The organism is Pseudonocardia sp. OZ21 (genome assembly GCF_059359135.1).
Map to the genome: position 1 here is coordinate 147,573 of NZ_JCADBN010000011.1, position 21,168 is coordinate 168,740.

Below are 21,168 nucleotides of genomic sequence, written 5' to 3' on the forward strand. Positions count from 1 at the left end.
TCGGCCGGTGACCGCGTCCCCCCGGCGTCTCGAGGACCCTCCCGGGGCCGCCTTCCTGCTCGCCGCGCTCGGCGCGCACGCCGCCGCCCGCTTCGCCGAGCGGATCGCCGCGCTGGACCTGACGCCCCCGCAGACCGGCCTGCTGCGGGCGATCGCCGCCACCCCCGGACAGAGCCAGCAGGCCTTGGCCCACCTGCTCGGCACCCCGCCGAGCCGCCTGGTGGGCCTGGTCGACTCCCTCGCCGACCGCGGGCTGGTGGAGCGCCGGCGCAACCCCGCCGACCGGCGGCTGCACGCCCTGCACCTCACCGCTGACGGCGAGTCGCTCGCGGAGCGGATCGAGGCCGTCGGCCGCGACCACGACGACGCGATGCTCGGCAGCCTGGAGGACGGGGAGCGGGCCGGGCTGCGAGCCCTGCTCGCCCGCGTCGCGGAGGACCAGGGCCTCACCCCGGGCGTGCACCCGGGCTACCGGCGGCTCTGAGTCGTTCACATCCGCCCCGGCCGGGTGTGTGTGCCACCGACACATCCGGCGCCGTATCCGTGGTGTCTCCGCACCGCGCGGAAGTGCCCAGGCGAACGTACCGTCGTCCGGCATGACCCCTTCGACACCGGTGCTGGCCGACCGCACCGCGCTGGTCACCGGTGCGGCGTCGGGCATCGGCGCCGCGATCGTGCGACGGCTCGTGGACGACGGAGCCACGGTGCTCGCGGTCGACCGTGACGAGGCCGGCCTCAAGGTGCTCGCCGAGGCCGTGCCCCAGGTCGAGCCCATGCCCTGCGACCTCGCCGACCTCGCCGCGGTCGACGCGCTACCTGCCGCCGTGGACGTTCTGGTCAACAACGCCGGGCTGCAGCACGTCGCCCCGCTCCACGAGTTCGATCCCGAGCGCTTCTCGCTCATCCTGCGGGTGATGCTGGAGGCGCCGTTCCGGCTGGCCCGCCGGACGCTCCCGCACATGTACGAGCGCGGCTGGGGCCGGGTCGTCAACATCTCCAGCGTCCACGGCCTGCGGGCGAGCCCGTTCAAGTCGGCCTACATCAGCGCGAAGCACGGCCTGGAAGGGCTGTCCAAGGTGATCGCGCTGGAAGGGGCGGCGCACGGCGTCACCAGCAACTGCATCAACCCCGCCTACGTCCGCACGCCACTTGTCGAGCGGCAGATCGCGGACCAGGCTCGCACGCACGGCATCGACGAGGACGCCGTCGTCGAGCAGGTGATGCTCGGCCCGGTGGCCGTGAAACGGCTCGTCGAGCCCGAGGAGGTGGCCGAGCTCGCCGCCGTGCTCTACGGCCCGGCGTCGGCGTCCATCTCCGGATCGTCGCTGTCCATGGACGGCGGCTGGACCGCTCACTAGGAACACCGGGAGACAACGTGGTCGACAGGGAACAGCCCCGCAGCAACATCATCAAGGTGGTCGCGGCCAGCATGGCCGGCACCACCGTGGAGTGGTACGACTTCTTCCTCTACGGCGTGGCCGCCGCAGTGGTCTTCCCGGCGGTGTTCTTCCCCTCGAGCGACCAGGCCGCCGGCACGCTGCTCGCGTTGGGCACGTTCGCCATCGGGTTCATCGCGCGGCCGATCGGCGGCCTGGTGTTCGGTCACTTCGGTGACAAGATCGGCCGCAAGACGCTGCTGGTGGTCAGCCTGGTGATGATGGGGGTCGCCACCTTCGCGATCGGGCTCCTACCGGGATACGCGACGATCGGGATCGCGGCCCCCCTGCTCCTGGTGGCGCTGCGACTCGTGCAGGGCTTCGCGCTCGGCGGTGAGTGGGGCGGGGCGGTGCTCATCGTCTCCGAGCACGGCGACCCTGCGCGGCGCGGCTACTGGGCGAGCTGGCCCCAGGCCGGCGTCCCGCTCGGTCAGCTCCTCGCCAACGGTCTGCTGTTCCTGCTGTCCGCGATTCAGAGCGACGACGACTTCATCGCGTGGGGCTGGCGGATCCCGTTCCTGCTGTCCGCGGTGCTGGTGCTGATCGGGCTCTACGTGCGCCTGTCCGTGGAGGAGTCGCCGCTGTTCAAGGAGGCGCAGGCCCGCGAAGCGGAGCTGACCGCCGCCGGGGGGAAGCAGACGATGCCGATCGTCGACGTGTTCCGCCGCTACCCACGCGAGGTGTTCACCGCGATGGGTGCCCGCTTCGCCGAGAACGTCTCCTACTACATCTTCACCATCGTCATCACGACGTACGTGACGCAGCGACTGGGCCTGTCCAGCTCGTTCGTCCTCGGGGCCGTGCTGATCGGTGCAGCCGTGCACCTGGTCACGATCCCGATCTGGGGCGCGCTGTCCGACCGGGTCGGGCGCAAGCCCGTGTACCTGCTGGGGGCCGCGGGCGTCGGGGTCTGGGCGTTCGTGTTCATCGCGCTCGTCAACACCGGGAACTTCGCGCTCACCGCGCTCGCCGTCGTCGGTGGTCTGATCTTCCACGGCGCGATGTACGGCCCGCAGGCCGCGTTCCTGTCCGAGCTGTTCGGGACGAAGGTGCGCTACTCGGGGGTCTCGATCGGCTACCAGCTCGCGTCGGTCGTCGCGGGCGGGCTGGCCCCGATCATCGCGGTGGCCCTCTACACCGCGTTCGACAGCGGCTACGCGGTCGCGGTGTACGTCGCCATCAGTGCGGCCGTGTCGATCTTCGCGGTCGCCACGTACGCCGAGACCCGGACCCGCGACCTCGCCGCGGACCCCGCTGTCTCCGGCAGCGCGTCCCGCTGAGCTGCGCCACCGGCACCGGGCTCGTCCGCGATCCCGGTGCCGGTGCGGCGTTGCCCGGCGCAGACCCCGCCGGGGGCGCACGAGCCCGGCGAGCCGGCTAGGGACGGTGGCATGATCACGCCCGTGTCCCGGACCGCGCTGGAGCTGCTCCGCCTGCTCGCGCAGGACGCTCCCGCCGAGCGGATCGACGAGCAGGCCCGGGCGCTCGCCGAGGCCGACCCGCAGACCGCGGCAGTGTCCCGCGAGCTCGCGTTGCGGGTGCGCAGCGGGATCGACGCGCAGCGCAGGCGGGAGGCCGAGCTGTCGGCACTCGTCGACATCGCGCGCGACCTCGCGTCCCGGCCCGAGCCCGGCGGGGTGCTCGATGCGATCGTGCGGCGCGCCCGCAGCCTGCTGAGCACGGACGTCGCCTATCTGACCCTCGCCGACGCCGAGCGCGGCGACACGTTCATGCGGGCGACGGCCGGGTCGGTCTCGGCGGCGTTCCAGGCGTTGCGGCTGCCGCAGGGCGCGGGCCTCGGCGGGCTGGTGGCGCAGACCCGGCGGCCGTACTGGACCGCCGACTACCCCGGCGACGAGCGCTACGCCCACACCTCCGAGATCGACTCGGCGGTCGACGAGGAGGGGCTGGTCGCCATCTGCGGCACCCCGCTGCTGGTGGACGGCGAGTTCGTCGGCGTGCTCTTCGCCGCCAACCGCAGCCGCCGCCCGTTCAACCGGAGCGAGGTGGCGCTGCTCGGCTCGCTCGCCGCGCTCGCCGCCGTCTCCCTCGTGCAGTCGCGGCGCGCCGCCGAGACGGCGCAGGCGCTGGCGGCGCTGTCGAGCGCACACGCCGGGATCGAGCAGGCCGCGGCGGCGCACGACCGGTTCGCCGGGGTGGTGCTGTCCGGCGGCGGGGTGGACGACATCGCGGCCGCGCTGGGCGAGCTGCTGGGCTGCTGGGTGGCGGTGCTCGACGTCGACGACCAGCGGATCGCCTCGCACGGGTCCGCTCCCGCGCCCGGCCCGGACCACGACCCGCTGGCCACGGCGGAGGCGGTGCGCCACTCCGCCGCGTCAGGCCGGCTCGCGGAGGCGGGCGGGGTGTGGGCCGCCGTGGTGAGCGCGGCCGGGCAGCGGCTCGGCACGCTCGTGCTCGGCGGCTGCCCGCCGCTGGACAGCGGGCAGGGCCGCACCGTGGAGCGGGCGGCGATGGTCACCGCGCTCGTGCTGCTGTTCCGGCTCCGCGCCGCCGAGGCCGACCAGCGGGTGCGCACCGACCTGCTCGCCGACCTGCTGGGCCGCCCGGACGGACAGGTCGACGGCGCGCTCGTCGAGCGCGGGCGGTTGCTCGGGCTGCGGCTGCAGACCCCCCACGTCGTGGCCGTGTGCCGCGGCACGCGGCGCGGGCTGCACCTGGCCGCGGCCGCCGCGGGGAACGGCCGCGGGCTCGCGGGTGACCACCACGGCGAGATCGTCGCCGTCGTGCCGGGGAGCGACCCCTCCGCCGTCGCGGCCGTGCTGTCCCGCCGGCTGGGAGCGGAGGACGTCCAGGTCACCGTGGGTGCCACGGGTCCGGTCGTCCCCGCCGCCGGCCTGCGCGACGCTCACGCCGAGGCCCGCCGCGTCACCGACGCACTCGCCGCGATCGGGATGCGCGCAGGCTCCGCCCACGACCTGGGGTTCGCGGGGCTGGTCACCAGCACGCCCGCCGATGTCGACCGCTACCTGCACCGCGTCCTCGGCTCGGTGACGGAGTACGACACCCGGCGGGGCAGCGACCTGCTCGGCACGCTGGAGGCGTACTTCGCGGCGGGCGGCAGCCCCCGCCGGGCGGCGAGCGCGCTCCACGTCCACGTCAACACGGTGGCGCAGCGGCTCGACCGGATCGCGTCGCTGCTCGGCACCGACTGGCAGGGCCCGGACCGGGCGCTGGAGATCCAGCTGGCGTTGCGGCTGCGCAGGATCCGCGCGGGCTGACCGCCACCCGTCCACAAGATCGAACGTGCAGCGGTTCACCCACGATCATGAACCGTTGCACGTTCGGCCCGAACCGTGATGATCAGGAGGGCTCGTGGCCACGTCGAACCCGTTCCTCGGGACGCTGACGGGCGAGCACTACGCCCGGGCCCGCCCCGACTACCACCCCGCGGCAGTCGGGGCCGTGGCCCGCCTGCTTGACCTTGGTGATCTGGTCGCCCTCGCCGTGGACATCGGGTGCGGCACCGGCATGTCCACTCGCGCACTCACCGCCGTCGCGGCGCAGGTCGTCGGGTTGGACGTCTCAGCATCGATGCTGCGCGCCGCCACCCCCGCCGCCGGGGTCGGTTACCTGCAGGCCCGCGCCGAACGCCTCCCGCTGGGCTCGGGCTCGGCCGGGCTCGTCGTCACCGCCGCCGCGTTTCACTGGTTCGACCAGGCACGAGCCCTCGCGGAGGTGGCCCGAGTCCTCCGTCCGGGAGGGGGGTTCGCCGTCTACTCGGACTTCTTCGGCGGCCGGCTCGGCGGCGCCGATGGCCTCAACGACTGGCTCGCCGGCACCTACCGGCCCCGCTACCCGGGGCCGCCGAGACGCAGCCACTTCGACCGCGACGCGGCGGAGGCCGCCGGGCTCACGTTCGTCGGGTCGGAGAAACTGCGGTACGACGTGCCGATGACAGCGGATGCCCTGGCGGACTACCTGCTCAGCCAGAGCAACGCGACCAGCGCGATCGACGACGGCCGCACCACCCACGCCGAGCTGCGCGCGTGGCTCCTCGAGGAGTTCCGGGCGCTGATGCCGGCCGATGTCGTACCGGCGGAGTTCACCGGGACCGTCTGGTGCTGCCGGAATTGAGCAGGCCGCCGTACGACCCGGGCGACTCGGCCACCTGAAACGGGCGACTCGCCGGCCGGGAACGGGCGACTCGCGGGGCCGGGACCACGAGATCCGCGTTTCCGCCCTTCCCAGGGCCGAACGGGCCATCTCGCGACGATCACCCGGCCCGGGGCTCCCGGGGCGGGCGACTCGCGGGCGCGAAACGGGCGACTCGCGGGGGCGGGGGCGGGCGGTCAGGGGGACGGGCGGCGGCGGCGCACCAGCCCGACGAGGCCGCCGGGGGCGAAGAACACCACTGCGACGAACAACGCGCCCAGCACGAACGTCGGCTCCGACAGCGGCACGCGCAGCACGGCCGGGAGCCCGGCCACCGCGTCGGAACCGGCCAGTTCCAGCAGCCGGTTGTCGAGGTAGGTGTAGAGCACGCCACCGAGAACCGCGCCCCACCTGCTGCCCGCGCCACCCAGCACCACCATCACCAGCAGCCCGAGCGTGAGCTCGCTGGTGGTGAGCGAGGGGGTCGCGCCGCCCACCACCAGCAGGTGGGCCACGCCGCCGAGCGTTCCGAGCAGGCCTGCCACCAGGACGGCGAGCAGCTGCGCGCGGTACACCGACAGGCCCAGCACCGCGACGCGCTCGGGGTTCTCCCGCGCCGCGGCCCAGATGTGTCCGGCGCGCGACCGCACCAGCCAGGCCACCACGGCCCAGCACAGCGCCAGGTACGTCAGCGCGAGCCAGTACCGGTACGGCGCGTTGACGACGCCGACCAGCAGGTCGGGGAGGCCCTCGCGGTCGAGCGGGAGGCCCTCCTCGCCGCCGGTCAGCCCGCCGGGGTTGCGCAGCACGAGGATCGACCCGGCCTGCGCGAACGCCAGCGTCACCATCGCGAACGCGATGCCGGTGACGCGCAGCGCGACCGCACCGACGAGCAGCGGCAGGACCACGCCCACCACCACCGCGATCCCGACGGCGGCGGCCAGCCCCACTCCGGGCCGGGCCAGCGCCAGTGCGGCGGTGTAGGAGCCGGCCGCGACGAACAGCGCGTGGCCGAACGAGAGCAGCCCGGTGCGTCCGAACAGCAGGTCGTAGGACAGCGCGACGCCGCCGAACACCAGGCAGAGCGCCAGCAGCTGCATCGACCCCGGGCTGTTCACCAGCCCGGGCAGCACGCCGGGCAGCGGCACCGAGACGTACGGCAGGGCCGCGAGGACCACGAGCACCGCAACCGGCGCCACGGCCGAGCGCCACCACGGTGCGCGCCGTGGCGCCTCGCCTGCCGTCGCCCGCTGCCGGACCTGTTCGACGATGCTCATGCCGTCCTCCCCGACAGCCCACCCGGGCGCACGAGGAGCACCAGCGCGAGCAGCAGCACCACCGACAGGTCACCCACCCCGGAGGCCGTGTAGTAGTTCGCGAGCTGCTGCACCAGCCCGACGACGACGGCGGCCACCGCCGAACCGGTCAGCGAGCCGAGACCGCCGATCACGACGACGATGAACGCGAAGATCAGCAGCGAGGTGCCCTGCCCCGGCGACACGCTGCCCAGGTACACCGACCCGAGCACGCCGCCGAGCGCGGCGACCGCCCCGCCGATGGCGAAGACCAGCGTGAACGTGCGGCGCACCTCGATGCCCAGCGCCTCGACCATCGAGCGGTTCTCCACCCCGGCCCTGATGACCAGCCCGATGCGGGTGAACCGGAGCAACGCCAGGAGCCCGAGCAGCACCGCGACGGCGGCGACGAGGAGCACGAAGCGGTCGTTGGGGATCGCCGCGCCTGCGATCGTCGTGACGCCCGACGCGAGCGCGGGCCGCGGGAACGGCAGCGGGTCGGCGCCCCAGATGCCCCGCAGCAGCGCCACCCCGACCAGACCGAGCCCGACGGTGACCAGCACCTGCTCGATGTGGCGGCGGTAGAGCGGACGGATCAGCAGCAGCTCCACCCCGGCGCCCACGGCCGCCCCGACCACCACTCCGAACGCGGTGGCCAGCACGAACCCCCACCCGTCGCCACCGGCGCCGGGCAGCCCGCCGGACGCGGCCCACCACGCCGCGTAGGCACCCGCGGCGAGGAAGGCGCCGTGCGCGAAGTTCAGCACGCCCATCAGCCCGTAGATCAGGCTCAGCCCGGAGGCCACGAGGAAGTACAGCGCCCCGAGCCCCAACCCCGTCGCCAGGAGCAGCACGAACGTACTCATGACTTGGACCCCACTCCGAGCAGCTCACGGGTCCGGCCGTGGTCGGCCAGCAGCTCGTCGGCCCGTCCCGTGTGGACGACGCGCCCGGCGTCGAGCACCACGACGTCCCCGGCGAGCCTGCGCACCACGGGCAGGTTCTGCTCCACGAGCAGTACGGGCGTCACCTGCGCCACCCGTTCCAGCGCGGCCGCCACCTCCGTGACGAGCCGCGGCGCGAGGCCCTTGGTCGGCTCGTCGATCAGCAGGAGGCGGCTCGGCGGGAGCAACGCCCGCGCGAGCGCCACCATCTGCTGCTGCCCGCCCGAGAGCGTCCCGGCGCGCTGCTTGCGGCGCTCGGCCAGCTCGGGGAACAGCTCGTGCACCAGCGCCGCGCGTTCCGGTTCGGGGTCGGGGCAGGCCAGCCGCAGGTTCTCCGCCACGGTCAGGGTCGCGAACACCTCGCGGTCCTCCGGCACGTAGCCGACGCCCTGACGCACCACCCAGGGCGTGCGCCCGCGGCCGATCTCGTCGCCCACGAGCCGGATCGAGCCGGTGCGCGGCACCAGCCCGACGACGGCACGCAGGGTCGTGGTCTTGCCGACGCCGTTGCGGCCGAGCAGAGCGGTCACCCCGGTCGGCGCCACGGTCAGCGACACCCCCTGCAGGACGTGCGAGCCACCGATGCGGACGTGCACGTCGTCCAGTTCGAGCACGGGAGCGTGCGTCACAGCTCCTCCCCCAGGTACGCCTGCTGGACCGTGGCGTCCGCGGTGACCTCGGCGGGCGAGCCCACCGCGAGCAGCCTGCCGTGGTGCAGCACCGCCACCCGGTCGGCCAGCCCGAGCACGACGTCCATGTGGTGCTCGACCATGGTCACGCTGACCCCGCCGGCACGCAGGCCGCCGATCAGCTCGACCAGAGCGGGCACGTCCTCCACCGAGACCCCGGCCATCGGTTCGTCGAGCAGCAGCACCGACGGCTTCCTGGCCAGTGCGATCGCGATCTCGAGCTTGCGCTTGTCGCCGTGGGAGAGCTCGCCCGCCGTCGCGGTGGCGCGGCGGGCCATCCGCACCTGGTCGAGCAGCGCGTCGGCTTCGGCCAGCTCCTCGCGCCCCTGCGCCCCGCGCAGTACCGAGAGCGGGCCCGGCCTGCGGCTCTGCACCGCGAGCCGGACGTTCTCCCGGGCCGAGAGGCCACCGAACAGGCTGGAGGTCTGGAACGTCCGGCCGAGCCCGTGCCGGGCGCGGGCGGCGGCCGACGCGCGGGTGACGTCGCGTCCGCCCAGCTCGACGGTGCCGCTCGTCGGGCGGCGCACGCCGGAGAGCAGGTGCAGGAGCGTGGACTTGCCCGCGCCGTTCGGGCCGATCACGGCCAGCAGCTCGCCGTCCCGGACGCCGAGGGTCACGTCCGCGAGGATCACCGCGCCGCCCACGACCCAGCCGAGGTCGTGGGCGGCGAGGACCGGGGCCGCCGTGGCGGTGACGTCCACCGGGCTCACTTGGCGGGTGCGGCAGGCGGGGCCACCGCGTCCGGGGAGAGGGTGTCGACGAGCTGTGGCGCGAACCCGCCCGCTGTGGGCGTGAGCCGTGCGGTGAACATCGGCTGCAGCACGGCGTGGTCCTCGGCGCGGATCGTCGTCTCGCCCTTCGGCCCCGTGAACGTCCAGCCCTCCAGGGCCTTGGCCATCGCGGCGGTGTCGTCGCCACCTTCCTGCAGGGCGTGCACCACCATCTGGGCGGCCACGAACCCGTCGTTGGTGAACAGGTCGACCTCGGCGCCCTGCTTCGCGAGACCCGCCTCCAACGCCTTGTAGGCCTCGTTGGAGGTGGCGCCGGGGAAGAAGTGCGACAAGAAGTGGATCTTGTCGGCGGCCGGGCCGAAGATCGGGTAGGTGGCCGTGATGTCCAGCCCCGTCACCACTGTGGACGCCTCGAAGGCGCCCTGCTGCTGCAGGGACTGCCACATCTGGGTGGCGTTGGCGCCTGCCCAGGCCACGAACAGCAGGTCCGGAGCGGCGTCGACGGCCTGCCGGGCGAACGGGGTGAGGTCGGTGGCACCGGCGGGCACCAGCACCGGGGTGACCCGCGCGCCCTTCCCGCCGAGCACCGCGCTCACCGCCTGGGCGTTGGCCTGGCCGAACGCGCTGTCCTGCGCGAACACGATCACGGAGCGGCCGGCCGGGTCGCCGACGATCGTGCCTGCTGTCAGCACGTCCTGGTAGGTCTGGCGCCCCGAACGGAAGGTGTACTCGTTCGCGCCGGTGACCGCGTCGGTGGCGGCCGGCCCGGAGATGAACAGCACCCGGTTCTCCTCGGCCAGCGGCGCCACCTGCAGCGCCACCCCCGATGCTGTCGACCCGGCAATCACCTTGTAGCCCTGACCGATCAGGTCGGTGGCGGCGGCGACGGCCTTCGCCGGATCGCCGGCGTCGTCGGCCTCGGTGATCTCTATCGCGCGCTCGCCGACCTTCCCGGTGCCGCCCGTGGCGTGGTCCAGGCCGGCCCGGAACCCTGCCGCGTACTGAGCGCCGTAGCTCGCGAGGGGACCCGTGGTGGAGTGCACCAGGCCGACCCGGAACGGCGCGGTCGCGCCGTCGGCACCGGAGCCCTCGCCGCTCGATCCGGGGGCACCGCAGGCGGCGAGCAGCACGGCCAGTACGGCGATGAGCAGGGCCGCTGGAGAGCGACCGGAACGCTGGAGCATGACTCCTCCTCGAGCACACGCGGGGCTGCGAGGACGCTACGAAGCGCGGGGCCGGTCGACCATGGGCGCGGACGCCACAGCGGTCGGAGCCGGAATGTGGTCAGCGCACTCCCCGCCGCGACTCGCCCATTCGGCGGGTCCGCCGGCCGCCGATCGCCCGACGGCACCGCTTTCCGGCGGCAAGTGGGGGACGCCGATCACAGATTGTGTTCCCCCACTCGACGGAGAGTGCAGATCGACCGAAACCAGACGAAGTGTCAGCCGTTGTTCCGAGTGACCGGGGCCGGCGGACAATGGGGAGCCTCCGCCGGCACCGGTTGATCCCCCCGGGCTCAGAGCAGCCGGAACACCGGGTACCCCGGTGCGATCGCCAGCAACTGCTCATCGCTCGCCGAGGCGTCGATGCCGTCGAAGAACACTCCGACCTCGAACTTCCATCGCCGCAGGTACTCCCGCAGCACGGCGGGCTTGTCACCGTCGGCGACCTCTGTGGCGGTGAAGACCTCCACGCGGCGGCCGAGCCGCAGCTCTCCCCCACCGGCGGCCCGGAGGTTGCGGACCCACTGCGTGTGGCCGCGCGGAGCCACCAGGTACCGCACACCGTCGTGCACGAGCGGGTTGACCGGGACCGTCCGCCATTCGCCGCTCTTCCGGCCGCGGACGGCCAGCAGCCGGGAGCCCCAGATGCTCAGGCCGAGGCCGGTCAGCCGGGCGACGATCCTGTTGAAGATCGCGGTACCGCGGGCGGCCTGGATGTTGCGGGCACTGGTCATGATGTCTCCTCGTGAATACGAGAGCAGCGCTCTCATCAAGGAGCAGTGAACCAGGTGTGGAGGACCGCGTCAAGAGCACTGCTCTCGTTCGGATCTGGCGATCTCGTTACTCGACGAGCAGCAGTTCGAACGCGTCGTCCCCGATCCAGACCCGCAGGCCGTCGCCGTCGTCGGTGATGAACCCGTCCTCCTCCTCGCCGAGCTCACGAGAAGCCCCGAGAGCACGCGCGGAGAACTCGACGCGGCCCTCGCCGACCTCGCGGGGCCGGTACTCGGACGCGAGGCGCGCGGTGCGGCTCTCGGTGGCGAGCCAGCGCGCGTTGTCCTCGCCGACCTCGGCCACCCACCGATCTTCACCCATGAGGCCGGAGTATGGCGCTGATCAGCGCGGCGCGACCAGCGTCAGCGGCGGGTCCGTGCGTTCCTGCGTGGCCGCGGGCGCCCGGCGCGCCCGGTAGGCGCGGACACGCTGCACCAGGGCGAACAGCCCCGCCGTCAGCACAGCCATCACCGCGCCGGCGAGCAGGCTGAGCAGCGGGCTCCCCCCGGTGATCGGGCCGAGCAGCAGCCCGATCAGGAGCATGTAGACGCTCCAGGCCGCAGAGCTGGCCACCGACCCGGCGAAGAATCGGGGCAGGTCCAGCCCGAAGCGGCCGGCGGCCGCCGTGCTCACCAGCCGTCCCCCCGGCACGAACCGGGCCCCCACCAGCACGGTGCCGGGCCGCAGCAGCAGGTGGCGGCGGACCCACGACGACAGTCCACCCTCGCTCTCCGTGGCGCGGGCCAGCACCCGGTGCGAGGAACGACCGAGGCCGAACACCAGGAAGTCGCCTGCGACCGAGCCGATCAGGGCGGCCACGAACAGGCCGGCCACCCCCAGCGTGTTGTGCGTGCCGAACGCCACGGAGGCCGCGCTCATCAGCACCGTCTCGCTGGGCAGCACCGGAAAGGGCCCGTCGACGGCGATCAGGACCACGAGCACGGGCAGCAGCCACGGGCTGTGCAGGATCGCATCACAGACGGCCACGACTTCCAGCACGATGGGCAGGTCCTCTCGGTTGCGGTCGTACGCAGGCGCGAGGCCCACACGCGGGGAGCTCCTCCCAGAGTGACAGATGGACGGCGAACAGCCAGTGGTGGTACCCGGATGACCCGGACGGAGGTTGTCCCCACCATCCGAGCTCGTCGTTGCTCCGTCCGCAACCACTCCGTCGCGCACGTTCTCCCTGCGCACCGCCACCTAGAGTTCGAGTACCGGGGCGGACGCTCACGAGGAGGCTCCCATGGATCGAAGACGCACGGCGCTCCGCGCCGTCGCCGTGATGGTGGTCGCCGCGCTGCTGGCACTGGCAGGTCCGGCAGCCGTCGCCGTCGCCGCCCCGGCCACGACGACTCCCACCCAGGCCGGCGCGGGCACCATCTCGCCCGGCGCTCTGATGATCAGCCCCATCGACGATGAGAGTGCCAACGCCTGCACGGCCGCCTTCGCCTTCTCCGGTGGCGGGAAGACCTACCTCGGGTACGCCGCCCACTGTGCGAGCGCCGGCGCGTCCACCGACCTGAGCGGCTGCCAGGAGCGGACGCTCCCGCTCGGCACCACCGTCCGGATCGAAGGCCGGGAGGGTGCCACCGGCACCGGTCGGCTCGCGTACAGCTCCTGGGGCACGATGAAGGAGCGCGGCGAGACGAACCAGGCGCTGTGCCTCTACAACGACTTCGCGCTCGTCCAACTCGACAGCGCCACCGCGGCAGCGGTGGACCCGACCGTGCCGATCCTGGGCGGCCCCACCGCACTGGACACCAACGGCACGGCCAACGGGGAGCCGGTGTTCAGCTACCAGCCGAACAACGGCGGCACCGTGGTGAAGGAGGGCAAGGCCGTCAGCGAGAGCGGCGGTGGGCGCGCGCACCGCGTCGACACCGTCCCGCCCGGGCGTCCCGGCGACTCCGGCAGCGGCTACCTCGACGGCGAGGGCAGGGCGTTCGGCGTGCTCAGCACGCAGTTCCTCGACGGCACCGGCACCAACGGCGTCACCGACCTCTCGATGGCCCTCACCTACGCCAACCGCTACGGCGGCATCGGGCGGATCTCTCTCGTCGCGGGAACGAGCCCGTTCACTCCGCCCCGCAGCTGAGCCGCTGCGCCCGGCACGCTGCGGGACCGGGCGTCAGCGGAACGCGTCGGCGTTGGCGACCGCCCAGTCCGCGAACGTCGTGCCCGGCCGCCCGGCGACCTGCGCGACGGTCGGCACCGGACGCTGCGGGTGCTGGGCCAGCAGCGCCATCCCCTCGACGTACCAGCGGGCGTACTCCCCCATGCTCGGCGTGAGCGCGGCGACCGTCTCGTCGTGGGTCAGCTCGACGTAGGGGATCTCACGACCGAGCGCGAGCCCGATCTGCCGGACCATCTCCGCCCGGCTGATCGTCTCGGGACCGGTGAGCTCGTAGGCCACTCCCGCGTGCCCGTCCTCGAGCAGGACGGTGGCGGCCACGGCAGCGATGTCGTCGAGGTCGATGGGCGCGTTGGCCGCGTCGGGATACCCGTCGCGCACCACGCCGGTGGTGCGGATCTGCTGCGCCCAGTTCAGCGAGTTGAGCATGAACTCGCCGGGCTCGAGGTGAGTCCAGCCGACGCCCGACTGCTCCACCGCATCCTCGACGCCGTACCACCAGGTCCCCTTCCCGCCCGCGAGATCCACGATCCGGGAGACGCCGGCGTCGGCGGCGAGGGACGCGACCTCCTGGGCGGTCTGCGGGTGGGGCGCCAGATACATCCGGTCGACGCCGTCGAGTGCGGCGGGCAGCGTCTCCGGTTTCCCGATGTATCCCGCCACGACCTCCACCCCCGGTGGCAGCGCCGCCTTCACGGGGTCGGTGGTGAGCGCTCTGATCCCCGTCGCCCCCGCGGCCAGCAGGTGGTCGACCACGAGCCTGCCGATGTTGGCGGTGGCCCCCGTTACCAAGATCGTCATCTTTGCCCCCTTCATCCGGTTCGACGATCCGAGGGTACCGCGTACAGCGTACGAAGTTAACCGGCTGTCGACCCCGAGGCCTACCCGGAACTGCGAGAATTGGACCATCGGCCGATATCGACAGATACCGAAGCGATGATTGTCACCCCGAAACGAGGGAGTGCGGCGGTTAAGCTCGGGAATTCCATGACCGACTCTGGGGGGAGCGTCATGCCCGGCCCGGCGACCGCAAGCAACCTGCAGGTGACCGCCCTGTGAACGTATCCGAGAACCGCGCGCGCCCAGTTCCCGGCCGGCCCGGCCTGCTGGCCGCGGTCGGTATCGGCAACGCGATCGAATGGTACGACTGGAACATCTACACCACGTTTTCCGTGTTCTTCGCCTCCCAGTTCTTCATGAGTGGCAGTACCGCCACCGATCTGCTCAGCACATTGGCCGTGTTCGCGGTCGGGTTCGTCGCGCGCCCCTTCGGGGGCCTCCTCTTCGGCTGGATGGCCGACCGGGTCGGGCGGCAGCCCGCGATGACTCTCTCCGTCGCCGTGGCCGCGGGCGGCAGCCTGATCATCGGCGTCACGCCGACCGCCGCCACGATCGGCATCGCCGCACCTGTCGTGCTGCTGCTGGCCAGGCTCGTCCAAGGGCTGGCGCAGGGCGGCGAACTGCCTTCCGCACAGACCTACCTCGTGGAGGTCTCTCCCGCGCCCCGGCGTGGTCTCTGGTCCAGCCTCATCTACTTCTCCGGTTCAGTGGGCACGCTGTTCGGCACGGTACTGGGAGCACTTCTCGCCGCGCTGCTCAGCCACGCCGACATGGTGGCCTTCGGGTGGCGTATTCCGTTCCTGCTCGGCGGCGTTCTCGGCGTGTTCGCGGTGGTCATGCGGAAGCGAATGGCCGAGACCCCCGTTTTCACGAGAGCCACCACCCCCCGTGCCACCGCCCGCCGGGAAACGACGACATGGCAGCAGTTCGTCGCGCGTCCCTCCGCTCTGCTGCGCGTGATCGGCCTGACCGCGGGCGGCACCATCACGTTCTACTCGTGGTCGGTGGCGGCACCCACCCTCGCCATCGGACAGCGCGGCACCGACGCGGCAGGCGCGCTCTGGGCCGCCTCGGTGGCCACTGTCGTGTTCATGGCGGTACTGCCCCTGTGGGGGGCGCTGTCGGACCGCATCGGGCGCCGCCCGGTCCTTGTGATCACCTGGGCGCTGCTCGCGGTGCTCTCCTTCCCGTTGCAGGCACTGATCCAGGGTCAGGCGTGGCAACTCCTGGTGGCGATGGGAATCGCGCTGATCCTGGTCGCCGCCACCGTCTCGATCATCCCGGCGCTGTTCGCGGAGATGTTTCCCACCGGCGTCCGTGCCCTGGGCTTCGGCCTCCCCTACTCCCTCTCCGTGGCCCTGTTCGGGGGCACCGCGCCCTATCTCCAGGCCTATGCCTCCGCGCACCACGCCCCCGCGGCGTTCACCTGGTGGGTGATCGCCCTGATCGCCGTCTCGGTGATCACCGCGCTGTACTCCCCCGAGACCCGCGGGCGTGACCTCGACACCGTCGACTCCGCGCTGGCCTCCTCGGGGACCGGGCGCGGCTGAGCACACCGGAACTGCCGGTGCGAGTCGTCGACCACTCCCTACGATCACGGGCGATGGAAGAGGCAGAGCATCTCCGCGAGGAGGCCCGGCACGACGTCACCGACGGCGTGCCTCCGGTACGGGCGCCCGCTTCTTCCTCTTCGCGTTCCACGGCCTCGGCGAGAACGCGCCATGGTGAGGTCGAAGGAGATGCGCCTGCCGGTCGCCGCTCTCAACGAGAGCGGAGACCGTCGACGATGACCGCCACAACCGTGTGCGCCCGTGAGTCCCACTCCGTTTCGGGGATACGCGACAACGCACCCAGGAGAAGGATGACGTCCGCGGCGTCGACATCGTCGCGTATGTCACCGGCGGCTTTTCCCCGATCGAGCACCATCCCGAGCGCGTCGTCGAGTCGGTGGTGCTGGTCCGAGTGGACGTCGCGCCACGCCGATGCCTCGATCGCCGCCATGACACCGCGTTTGACCCGCGCGTACTCGACCAGCCGCTGCAGCCAGCAGGTCAGTGCCCCCAGCGGGGAATGCTCAGCCAGCAGCGGCTCCACGGCGTCGACGAGTTGGGTCAGCTCGTACCGGTACACCTCCGCCAGCAGGTGCTCGCGGGTCGGGAAGTGCCGGTAGAGGGTGCCCTGTCCCACACCCGCCGACTTGGCGACCCCGTGCAGCTTCAGGTCGGCGGCTGCACCGTTGGACCTGCTCAGTTCGGCCCGCGCGGCCTCGACGATGCGATCCCGGTTGGCGACCGCGTCCGACCGGCGCTCACGATTCGCCACGCCACCACCTTCCTTCCCGCACGCCAAGGCGGACAGCTGTCCGGTACCGTGAGGCCGTAACCGGACAGGTGTCAGCTTAGAGGAGGAGACGTCTCGATGAGCAGACTGGACAGCAAGGTCGTCGCCATCACCGGAGCCAGTAGCGGTATCGGTGCGGCCACCGCACGTGAGCTGGCGACCCGCGGTGCGGCTGTCGTACTGGGCGCCCGGCGCACCGACCGGCTCGACTCGCTCGTGTCGCGAATCCGGACCGAGGGTGGCCGCGCGGAGATGCTGGAGGTGGACGTCACCAGACGCGCCGATCTCGAGCGGCTGGTGGCCCTGGCCGTGACCCGGTTCGGACGCCTCGATGTACTGGTGAGCAACGCCGGAGTCGCCCGGATCGCACCCATGGCAAACCTCGACGTCGACGACTGGGACGCGATGATCGACGTCAACCTGCGCGGTGTCCTGTACGGCATCGCCGCCGCACTGCCGGTGTTCCGCAGTCAGGGCCACGGGCACCTCGTCACCACTGTGTCGACGTCGGGCCTCAAGATCGTCCCGACCCAAGCCGTCTACGCGGGCACCAAGAACGCCGTGCGCACGCTGCTGGAGGCTCTCCGTCAGGAGTCCACCGACGGCGTTCTCCGCACGACCTCCATCTCGCCGGGGTTCGTACGCACCGAACTCGTCGACCACATCGACGACCCCGCGAACCGGGAGCCGGCCCAGCGTGCGATGGCGGCGCTCGGCATCAGCCCCGACGCGGTGGCGCGCGCCATCGCATTCGCCATCGAACAGCCCGATGACGTCGAGATCGGTGACGTGACCATCCGGCCTGCCCGGCAGGGCTGAGCGGACCTAGGGCTGGAAGGTCAGCTCCGGTGTCACCGCGACCTCGAGGAGCAGCGGTTCACGCCGGTCGGCGAGGGTCGGCACCACGGCGTCGAGGGCCTCGACCAGCTCGCCGTAGGTGTCCACGCGCCGGGCCGGGCAGCCCAGCGCCAGTGCCAACCCGTGGACGCTGACCTCCTCGAACGCCGGCCATGGCGCCTTACCACTCCCGTGCTGCTCGGCCAGCCGGTCCATCACGGCGTAACGGCCGTTGGCGAGCACGACGAACAGCACGCCGCAGCCGTAGTGGGCCGCACTCCACAGCGACTGGATGCCGTAGAGCGACGAGCCGTCGCCCACCACGGCGATCACCGGGCCGTCCGGCCGGGCCATGCGCACGCCGATCGCCGCGGGCAGCGCGAACCCGAGCCCGCCCATCGCCGCGCTGAGGAACCCCAGTGGCCGCCGTGCGGGCAGCAACCGGTGCAGGTCGGGGCGGCTGGACGGCGTCTCCTCGACCACGACCGTCTCGGGCCGGATCCGCTCGGCCAGTGCCGCCATCACGTGGGCGGCGCGCAGCGGCTCGCCCTCCTGCGGAGGTGACGGTGGTGACGTGCGTGCGGCACGGGTGACGGCCGCGGCGGGGCGTTGCGGCACCCGCTCGGCGAGCAACCGGCACACGGGGGCCGGGCTCGCCACCACCGCGAGGTCGACGGGGCTGTGGTGCGCGTCCTCGATGTCGTCGGTGACCAGCGCGACCGTCGTGCCGTCCTCGACCAGTGGGCCGGCCTCGAACGGGTACTGCCGGAACACCGGCGCACCCACGACGAGCACGACGTCGTGGCCGGCCAGCGCGTCCCGCAGGCGGGCCCGCCCGGCCGGGAGGTGCCCGGCGAACTGCGGGTGGTCCTGCGGGAACCCCGCACGGGCCGCGAACGACTCCTGCCAGACCGGACACTGCAACCGCTCGGCGAGGGTGACGAGTGCGGCCCACGTAGCAGGGTCGTCGGCGTCCGCGCCGACGACCAGCGCCGGGGAGACCGCCCCGGCCAGCAGGTCGGTGAGTGCGTCCACGGCGGCGGGCTCCACTGCCGACGCGCGGTGCAGCACCACCGGTGCGGGCACCGGGGTGTCGTCGGCGGGAGCGGCCCAGTCGTCACTCGGCACGATGACGAGCGCCGGGCCCCGGCCGTCGCGAGCCTCGTGCCAGGCCCTGGCCACCGCGCCCGGCACGTCCTGCGGACGGGCCGGAGTCGTGACCCAGACCGGGTACCGCCCCGCCAGCCCCTCCAGGTCACCGGCCAGGAACGGCTGCAGCGCGAGGTGGCGGCGGTCCTGCTGGCCCACGATCACCACCAGCGGCACGCGGTTGACCCGTGCGGTCGCCAGCGCGCCGACCGCGTTGCCCAGCCCCGCCGTGGTGTGCAGGTTGACCAGGGCGGGCCGGTCCAGTGCGGTGGCCCAGCCCGTCGCGATGCCGACGACCGAGCCTTCGTGCAGCGCGAGGACGAAGTCGATGTCGTCGGGCAGGTCGGTCAGGAACGCCACCTCGGTGGAGCCGGGGTTGGCGAAGATCGTGGTCAGGCCGTGGCGGCGCAGGACGTCGAACGTCGCGTCGCGGACCGTGCGGGTGGGGGCACTCATCCGGTGGTGGTCGCCTTCTCGACGGCGGCGGGTTCGCCGGTGCGGGCGACGACCGCCACGGAGACCGCGCCGATGGCCGCCACCGCGGCGAAGATGTAGAAGCCCCACGGGTAGGCGAGGCCGGCGCTGAGCAGCGCGCCGCCGATCAGCGGGCCGGAGATCGCGCCGAGCCTGCCCACCCCGCTGGCCGCGCCCAGCGCCGTGCCGCGGGCCGCCGCCGGGTAGAGCTGGCTGACGTAGGCGTAGACCAGCACCTGGGCGCTGAACACGAACACTCCCGCGAGCAGCACGCTGATGTACACGCCGATGCCCGGCAGCCGCACGCTCAGCAGAGCCAGGAACAGCGCGGCGGCGGTGAACCAGGCGATGGCCGAACGACGGACGCCGACCCGGTTGGCCACCTGGCCCGCGACGAGCAGGCCCGCCACGGCGCCGACGTTGAGCACGAGGAGCAGCGCCAGCGCGGCACCCAGCTCGTACCCGGCCGAGCGCATGATCTCCGGCAGCCACGTGTTCAGCCCGTAGACCAGCAGCAACCCCATGAACGACGTCACCCAGAACGCGAGCGTGGCACGCAGGTACCCGCCGCGGAACAGGATGGTCACCGGGTTGCGTTCCGTGCCCGCGCCGCTCGCGCTGACGCCGGTGGCGCGCTCGCGCAGGAACGACTCCGACTCGGGCAGGTAGCGCAGCAGCAACGGCACGAGCACCAGCGCGGGCAGTGCCCCGATCACGAACATCGGACGCCAGCCGAAGGCCGGGATCACCACGATGCCGAGCAGGGCGGTCAGGACCGCGCCGGCGTGGTACCCGGTCATCAGGGTGGTGGTGGCACTGCCGCTGCGGCCCTGCCGGGCGTACTCGTTGACGAGCGCGAGCGCGACGGGCAGCACGCCGCCGAGGCCGAGGCCGGCGAGGAAGCGCAGTAGCCCGAAGACCCACGGGTTCGGCGCGAACGCGCACAGCAGCGTGAGGACGGAGAAGCCGACGACGGTGAGCAGCATCGTCCGGCGCCGCCCGATGATGTCCGTGACGGGGCCGATGGCGAGCGCTCCGACCATCACGCCGAGCAGACCGACCACCGAGATCAGCGACGCGGTGCCCGGCGTCAGCCCCCAGTCGGGATAGCGCAGCAGTGGTGGCAGGACCACAGCCAGCACCACCAGGTCGAAGCCTTCGAGGGCCACCGCCGACCAGCACAGGGGCGCCACCCAGCCGGCCCGGCGCTCGCGAGGGTTCGTCGGGTTCACCGTTGAATCCGCGGACATGACCCAACCTTTCTCCGTTGGGCGGGAGTATGGGCGCCGGGTCCGCGTCCGTCAGCGCGTCCTCCCGCCCAGTGGAGAACGGGGACCGAGCGCCCGGGTCACCGCGGCCGCCGTCACCCGCACCGCCGGCACCAGGAGCTGCAGGTTCTCCGTGCTGCTGGGCACCACCACGGACAGGCTCGCGACGACCTCACCGGACGGCCCCACGATCGGCGCCGCGACGGACGAGGCGCCGTCGGTCATCTCGTCGCGGGACAGGCAGTAGCCGGTGCTCCGGATGTCGGCGAGGGCCCGTCTGAGCTGAGCGGGGTCGGTGATGGTGCCGCCGGCCGGCCGGGGCAGCTTCCGCGCCAGGAACTCGTCGACGAACTCGGCCGGGGCGTGCGCCAGCAGCACCTTGCCGGGCCCGCTGGCGTGCAGCGGCAGGCGCCGGCCCACCCGCGACCGCACCGGGACGTCGGTGTGCCCGGCGAGCCGCTCGACGAAGAGCGCCTCCCGGCCGTCGAGAACGACCAGGTGGACGACCTGCCCCGTGACCGCGGCGAGGTCCTGCAGGGCAGGCAGCGCGGAGTCGCGCAGGTCGCGGGCCACGGGGGCGAGGCAGCCGAGCTGCCACAGCCGGATCCCGATCCGGTACCGCCCACGCGCCGGCCGCTCCAGCACGCCCCACTCCACGAGCTCCGCGACGATCCGGTGCGTGGTGGCGGAGGCCAGCCCGGTGGCCGCGGCGATCTCCCCGAGCGTCTGCTCCGCGCGCTCGTCGGAGAACGAACCGAGCACGGCGAGCGCGCGGCCCAGCACGGACCTGCCCCCGCGGGAGCGGGAGTCACCCGTCGCCGCCTCTTCCCCGTCCGCCGCCACGCGTCCAGCCTCGCCCCTCCCCCCGGTTGCAGCAAAGCCACGTTCATGCAACGACGTTGCGTGAACGTGGCTTTGCTGCAA

21 protein-coding genes are annotated in these 21,168 nt (G+C 72.8%); 8 read left to right on the forward strand and 13 right to left on the reverse strand.

The window, feature by feature from the left end:
- Positions 1–7: 7 nt before the first annotated feature.
- The 5 genes from AC5L35_RS24525 (at position 8) to AC5L35_RS24545 (ending at position 5,531) form a co-directional block, all read left to right on the forward strand.
- A complete protein-coding gene (locus AC5L35_RS24525) occupies positions 8–484 on the forward strand; it encodes a MarR family winged helix-turn-helix transcriptional regulator (RefSeq protein ID WP_495062036.1) in 477 nt (158 codons plus the stop codon).
- 112 nt (positions 485–596) lie between these two features.
- Positions 597–1,358: a 3-hydroxybutyrate dehydrogenase gene (locus tag AC5L35_RS24530; protein ID WP_495062037.1), complete on the forward strand. Its 762-nt coding sequence runs from the start codon at positions 597–599 to the stop codon at positions 1,356–1,358.
- Between the two features lie 71 nt (positions 1,359–1,429).
- Positions 1,430–2,716 carry an MFS transporter gene (locus tag AC5L35_RS24535; protein WP_495062158.1) on the forward strand — a complete coding sequence of 429 codons (1,287 nt, stop codon included), beginning with the start codon at positions 1,430–1,432 and terminating at the stop codon, positions 2,714–2,716.
- A 111-nt stretch (positions 2,717–2,827) separates the two neighbouring features.
- On the forward strand, positions 2,828–4,675 hold the full coding sequence (locus AC5L35_RS24540) for a helix-turn-helix domain-containing protein (protein ID WP_495062038.1): 1,848 nt from the start codon (positions 2,828–2,830) through the stop codon (positions 4,673–4,675).
- Between the two features lie 94 nt (positions 4,676–4,769).
- Positions 4,770–5,531, forward strand: coding sequence for a class I SAM-dependent methyltransferase (locus tag AC5L35_RS24545; RefSeq protein WP_495062039.1), 762 nt, complete (start codon positions 4,770–4,772; stop codon positions 5,529–5,531).
- Between the two features lie 215 nt (positions 5,532–5,746).
- On the opposite strand, the gene AC5L35_RS24550 is transcribed toward AC5L35_RS24545, so the two are convergent.
- The 8 genes from AC5L35_RS24550 to AC5L35_RS24585 form a co-directional block, all read right to left on the reverse strand.
- On the reverse strand, positions 5,747–6,826 hold the full coding sequence (locus AC5L35_RS24550; RefSeq protein ID WP_495062040.1) for a branched-chain amino acid ABC transporter permease: 1,080 nt from the start codon (positions 6,824–6,826) through the stop codon (positions 5,747–5,749).
- Positions 6,823–7,710, reverse strand: a complete 888-nt coding sequence (locus tag AC5L35_RS24555; protein WP_495062041.1) for a branched-chain amino acid ABC transporter permease — start codon at positions 7,708–7,710, stop codon at positions 6,823–6,825. The genes AC5L35_RS24550 and AC5L35_RS24555 overlap by 4 nt, the downstream gene beginning before the upstream one ends.
- Positions 7,707–8,417, reverse strand: a complete 711-nt coding sequence (locus AC5L35_RS24560; RefSeq protein WP_495062042.1) for an ABC transporter ATP-binding protein — start codon at positions 8,415–8,417, stop codon at positions 7,707–7,709. Before AC5L35_RS24560 ends, AC5L35_RS24555 begins: the two co-directional genes overlap by 4 nt.
- Positions 8,414–9,178, reverse strand: coding sequence for an ABC transporter ATP-binding protein (locus AC5L35_RS24565; protein WP_495062043.1), 765 nt, complete (start codon positions 9,176–9,178; stop codon positions 8,414–8,416). The genes AC5L35_RS24560 and AC5L35_RS24565 overlap by 4 nt, the downstream gene beginning before the upstream one ends.
- A gap of 5 nt (positions 9,179–9,183) precedes the next feature.
- Positions 9,184–10,392: a substrate-binding domain-containing protein gene (locus AC5L35_RS24570; RefSeq protein WP_495062044.1), complete on the reverse strand. Its 1,209-nt coding sequence runs from the start codon at positions 10,390–10,392 to the stop codon at positions 9,184–9,186.
- A gap of 332 nt (positions 10,393–10,724) precedes the next feature.
- Positions 10,725–11,165, reverse strand: a complete 441-nt coding sequence (locus tag AC5L35_RS24575) for a nitroreductase family deazaflavin-dependent oxidoreductase (protein WP_495062045.1) — start codon at positions 11,163–11,165, stop codon at positions 10,725–10,727.
- A 106-nt stretch (positions 11,166–11,271) separates the two neighbouring features.
- Entirely contained in the window at positions 11,272–11,526 is a 255-nt protein-coding gene (locus AC5L35_RS24580) for a hypothetical protein (RefSeq protein ID WP_495062046.1), read from the reverse strand.
- Positions 11,527–11,547: 21 nt separating this feature from the next.
- The gene (locus AC5L35_RS24585) at positions 11,548–12,252 is read right to left on the reverse strand and encodes a DedA family protein (protein ID WP_495062047.1); all 705 of its coding nucleotides are present in this window, start codon (positions 12,250–12,252) and stop codon (positions 11,548–11,550) included.
- Positions 12,253–12,448: 196 nt separating this feature from the next.
- Between AC5L35_RS24585 and AC5L35_RS24590 the strand changes: the two genes are divergently transcribed.
- Entirely contained in the window at positions 12,449–13,300 is an 852-nt protein-coding gene (locus AC5L35_RS24590) for a chymotrypsin family serine protease (protein WP_495062048.1), read from the forward strand.
- A 33-nt stretch (positions 13,301–13,333) separates the two neighbouring features.
- Here the strand turns inward: AC5L35_RS24590 and AC5L35_RS24595 are convergent, their stop codons facing one another.
- Entirely contained in the window at positions 13,334–14,137 is an 804-nt protein-coding gene (locus tag AC5L35_RS24595) for an SDR family oxidoreductase (protein ID WP_495062049.1), read from the reverse strand.
- A gap of 254 nt (positions 14,138–14,391) precedes the next feature.
- On the opposite strand from AC5L35_RS24595, the gene AC5L35_RS24600 reads away from it, so the two are divergent.
- Positions 14,392–15,726: an MFS transporter gene (locus AC5L35_RS24600; protein ID WP_495062050.1), complete on the forward strand. Its 1,335-nt coding sequence runs from the start codon at positions 14,392–14,394 to the stop codon at positions 15,724–15,726.
- A 211-nt stretch (positions 15,727–15,937) separates the two neighbouring features.
- Here AC5L35_RS24600 and AC5L35_RS24605 read toward each other — a convergent pair whose 3' ends face one another.
- Complete coding sequence (locus tag AC5L35_RS24605; protein ID WP_495062051.1) at positions 15,938–16,498, reverse strand: TetR/AcrR family transcriptional regulator; 561 nt, start codon at positions 16,496–16,498, stop codon at positions 15,938–15,940.
- A 96-nt stretch (positions 16,499–16,594) separates the two neighbouring features.
- Between AC5L35_RS24605 and AC5L35_RS24610 the strand changes: the two genes are divergently transcribed.
- Entirely contained in the window at positions 16,595–17,335 is a 741-nt protein-coding gene (locus AC5L35_RS24610; protein WP_495062052.1) for an SDR family oxidoreductase, read from the forward strand.
- A 6-nt stretch (positions 17,336–17,341) separates the two neighbouring features.
- Here AC5L35_RS24610 and mdlC read toward each other — a convergent pair whose 3' ends face one another.
- The 3 genes from mdlC to AC5L35_RS24625 are packed head-to-tail and all read right to left on the reverse strand — an operon-like array spanning position 17,342 to position 21,087.
- On the reverse strand, positions 17,342–18,958 hold the full coding sequence (gene mdlC, locus AC5L35_RS24615) for a benzoylformate decarboxylase (RefSeq protein WP_495062053.1): 1,617 nt from the start codon (positions 18,956–18,958) through the stop codon (positions 17,342–17,344).
- On the reverse strand, positions 18,955–20,226 hold the full coding sequence (locus AC5L35_RS24620) for an MFS transporter (RefSeq protein ID WP_495062054.1): 1,272 nt from the start codon (positions 20,224–20,226) through the stop codon (positions 18,955–18,957). Before AC5L35_RS24620 ends, mdlC begins: the two co-directional genes overlap by 4 nt.
- 51 nt (positions 20,227–20,277) lie before the next feature.
- Positions 20,278–21,087 (reverse strand): IclR family transcriptional regulator, encoded by an 810-nt coding sequence (locus AC5L35_RS24625; RefSeq protein WP_495062055.1) that lies wholly within the window; start codon positions 21,085–21,087, stop codon positions 20,278–20,280.
- Positions 21,088–21,168 lie beyond the last annotated feature (81 nt).

What these genes read in the sequence shown, in the direction of transcription:
- AC5L35_RS24530 (WP_495062037.1), top strand. Translation starts at nt 597, where the DNA reads ATGACCCCTTCGACACCGGTGCTGGCCGACCGCACCGCGCTGGTCACC.
- AC5L35_RS24535 (WP_495062158.1), top strand. Translation starts at nt 1,430, where the DNA reads ATGGCCGGCACCACCGTGGAGTGGTACGACTTCTTCCTCTACGGCGTG.
- AC5L35_RS24540 (WP_495062038.1), top strand. Translation starts at nt 2,828, where the DNA reads ATGATCACGCCCGTGTCCCGGACCGCGCTGGAGCTGCTCCGCCTGCTC.
- AC5L35_RS24550 (WP_495062040.1), bottom strand. Translation starts at nt 6,826, where the DNA reads ATGAGCATCGTCGAACAGGTCCGGCAGCGGGCGACGGCAGGCGAGGCG.
- AC5L35_RS24555 (WP_495062041.1), bottom strand. Translation starts at nt 7,710, where the DNA reads ATGAGTACGTTCGTGCTGCTCCTGGCGACGGGGTTGGGGCTCGGGGCG.
- AC5L35_RS24570 (WP_495062044.1), bottom strand. Translation starts at nt 10,392, where the DNA reads ATGCTCCAGCGTTCCGGTCGCTCTCCAGCGGCCCTGCTCATCGCCGTA.
- AC5L35_RS24575 (WP_495062045.1), bottom strand. Translation starts at nt 11,165, where the DNA reads ATGACCAGTGCCCGCAACATCCAGGCCGCCCGCGGTACCGCGATCTTC.
- AC5L35_RS24580 (WP_495062046.1), bottom strand. Translation starts at nt 11,526, where the DNA reads ATGGGTGAAGATCGGTGGGTGGCCGAGGTCGGCGAGGACAACGCGCGC.
- AC5L35_RS24590 (WP_495062048.1), top strand. Translation starts at nt 12,449, where the DNA reads ATGGATCGAAGACGCACGGCGCTCCGCGCCGTCGCCGTGATGGTGGTC.
- AC5L35_RS24595 (WP_495062049.1), bottom strand. Translation starts at nt 14,137, where the DNA reads ATGACGATCTTGGTAACGGGGGCCACCGCCAACATCGGCAGGCTCGTG.
- AC5L35_RS24610 (WP_495062052.1), top strand. Translation starts at nt 16,595, where the DNA reads ATGAGCAGACTGGACAGCAAGGTCGTCGCCATCACCGGAGCCAGTAGC.
- mdlC (WP_495062053.1), bottom strand. Translation starts at nt 18,958, where the DNA reads ATGAGTGCCCCCACCCGCACGGTCCGCGACGCGACGTTCGACGTCCTG.
- AC5L35_RS24620 (WP_495062054.1), bottom strand. Translation starts at nt 20,226, where the DNA reads ATGTCCGCGGATTCAACGGTGAACCCGACGAACCCTCGCGAGCGCCGG.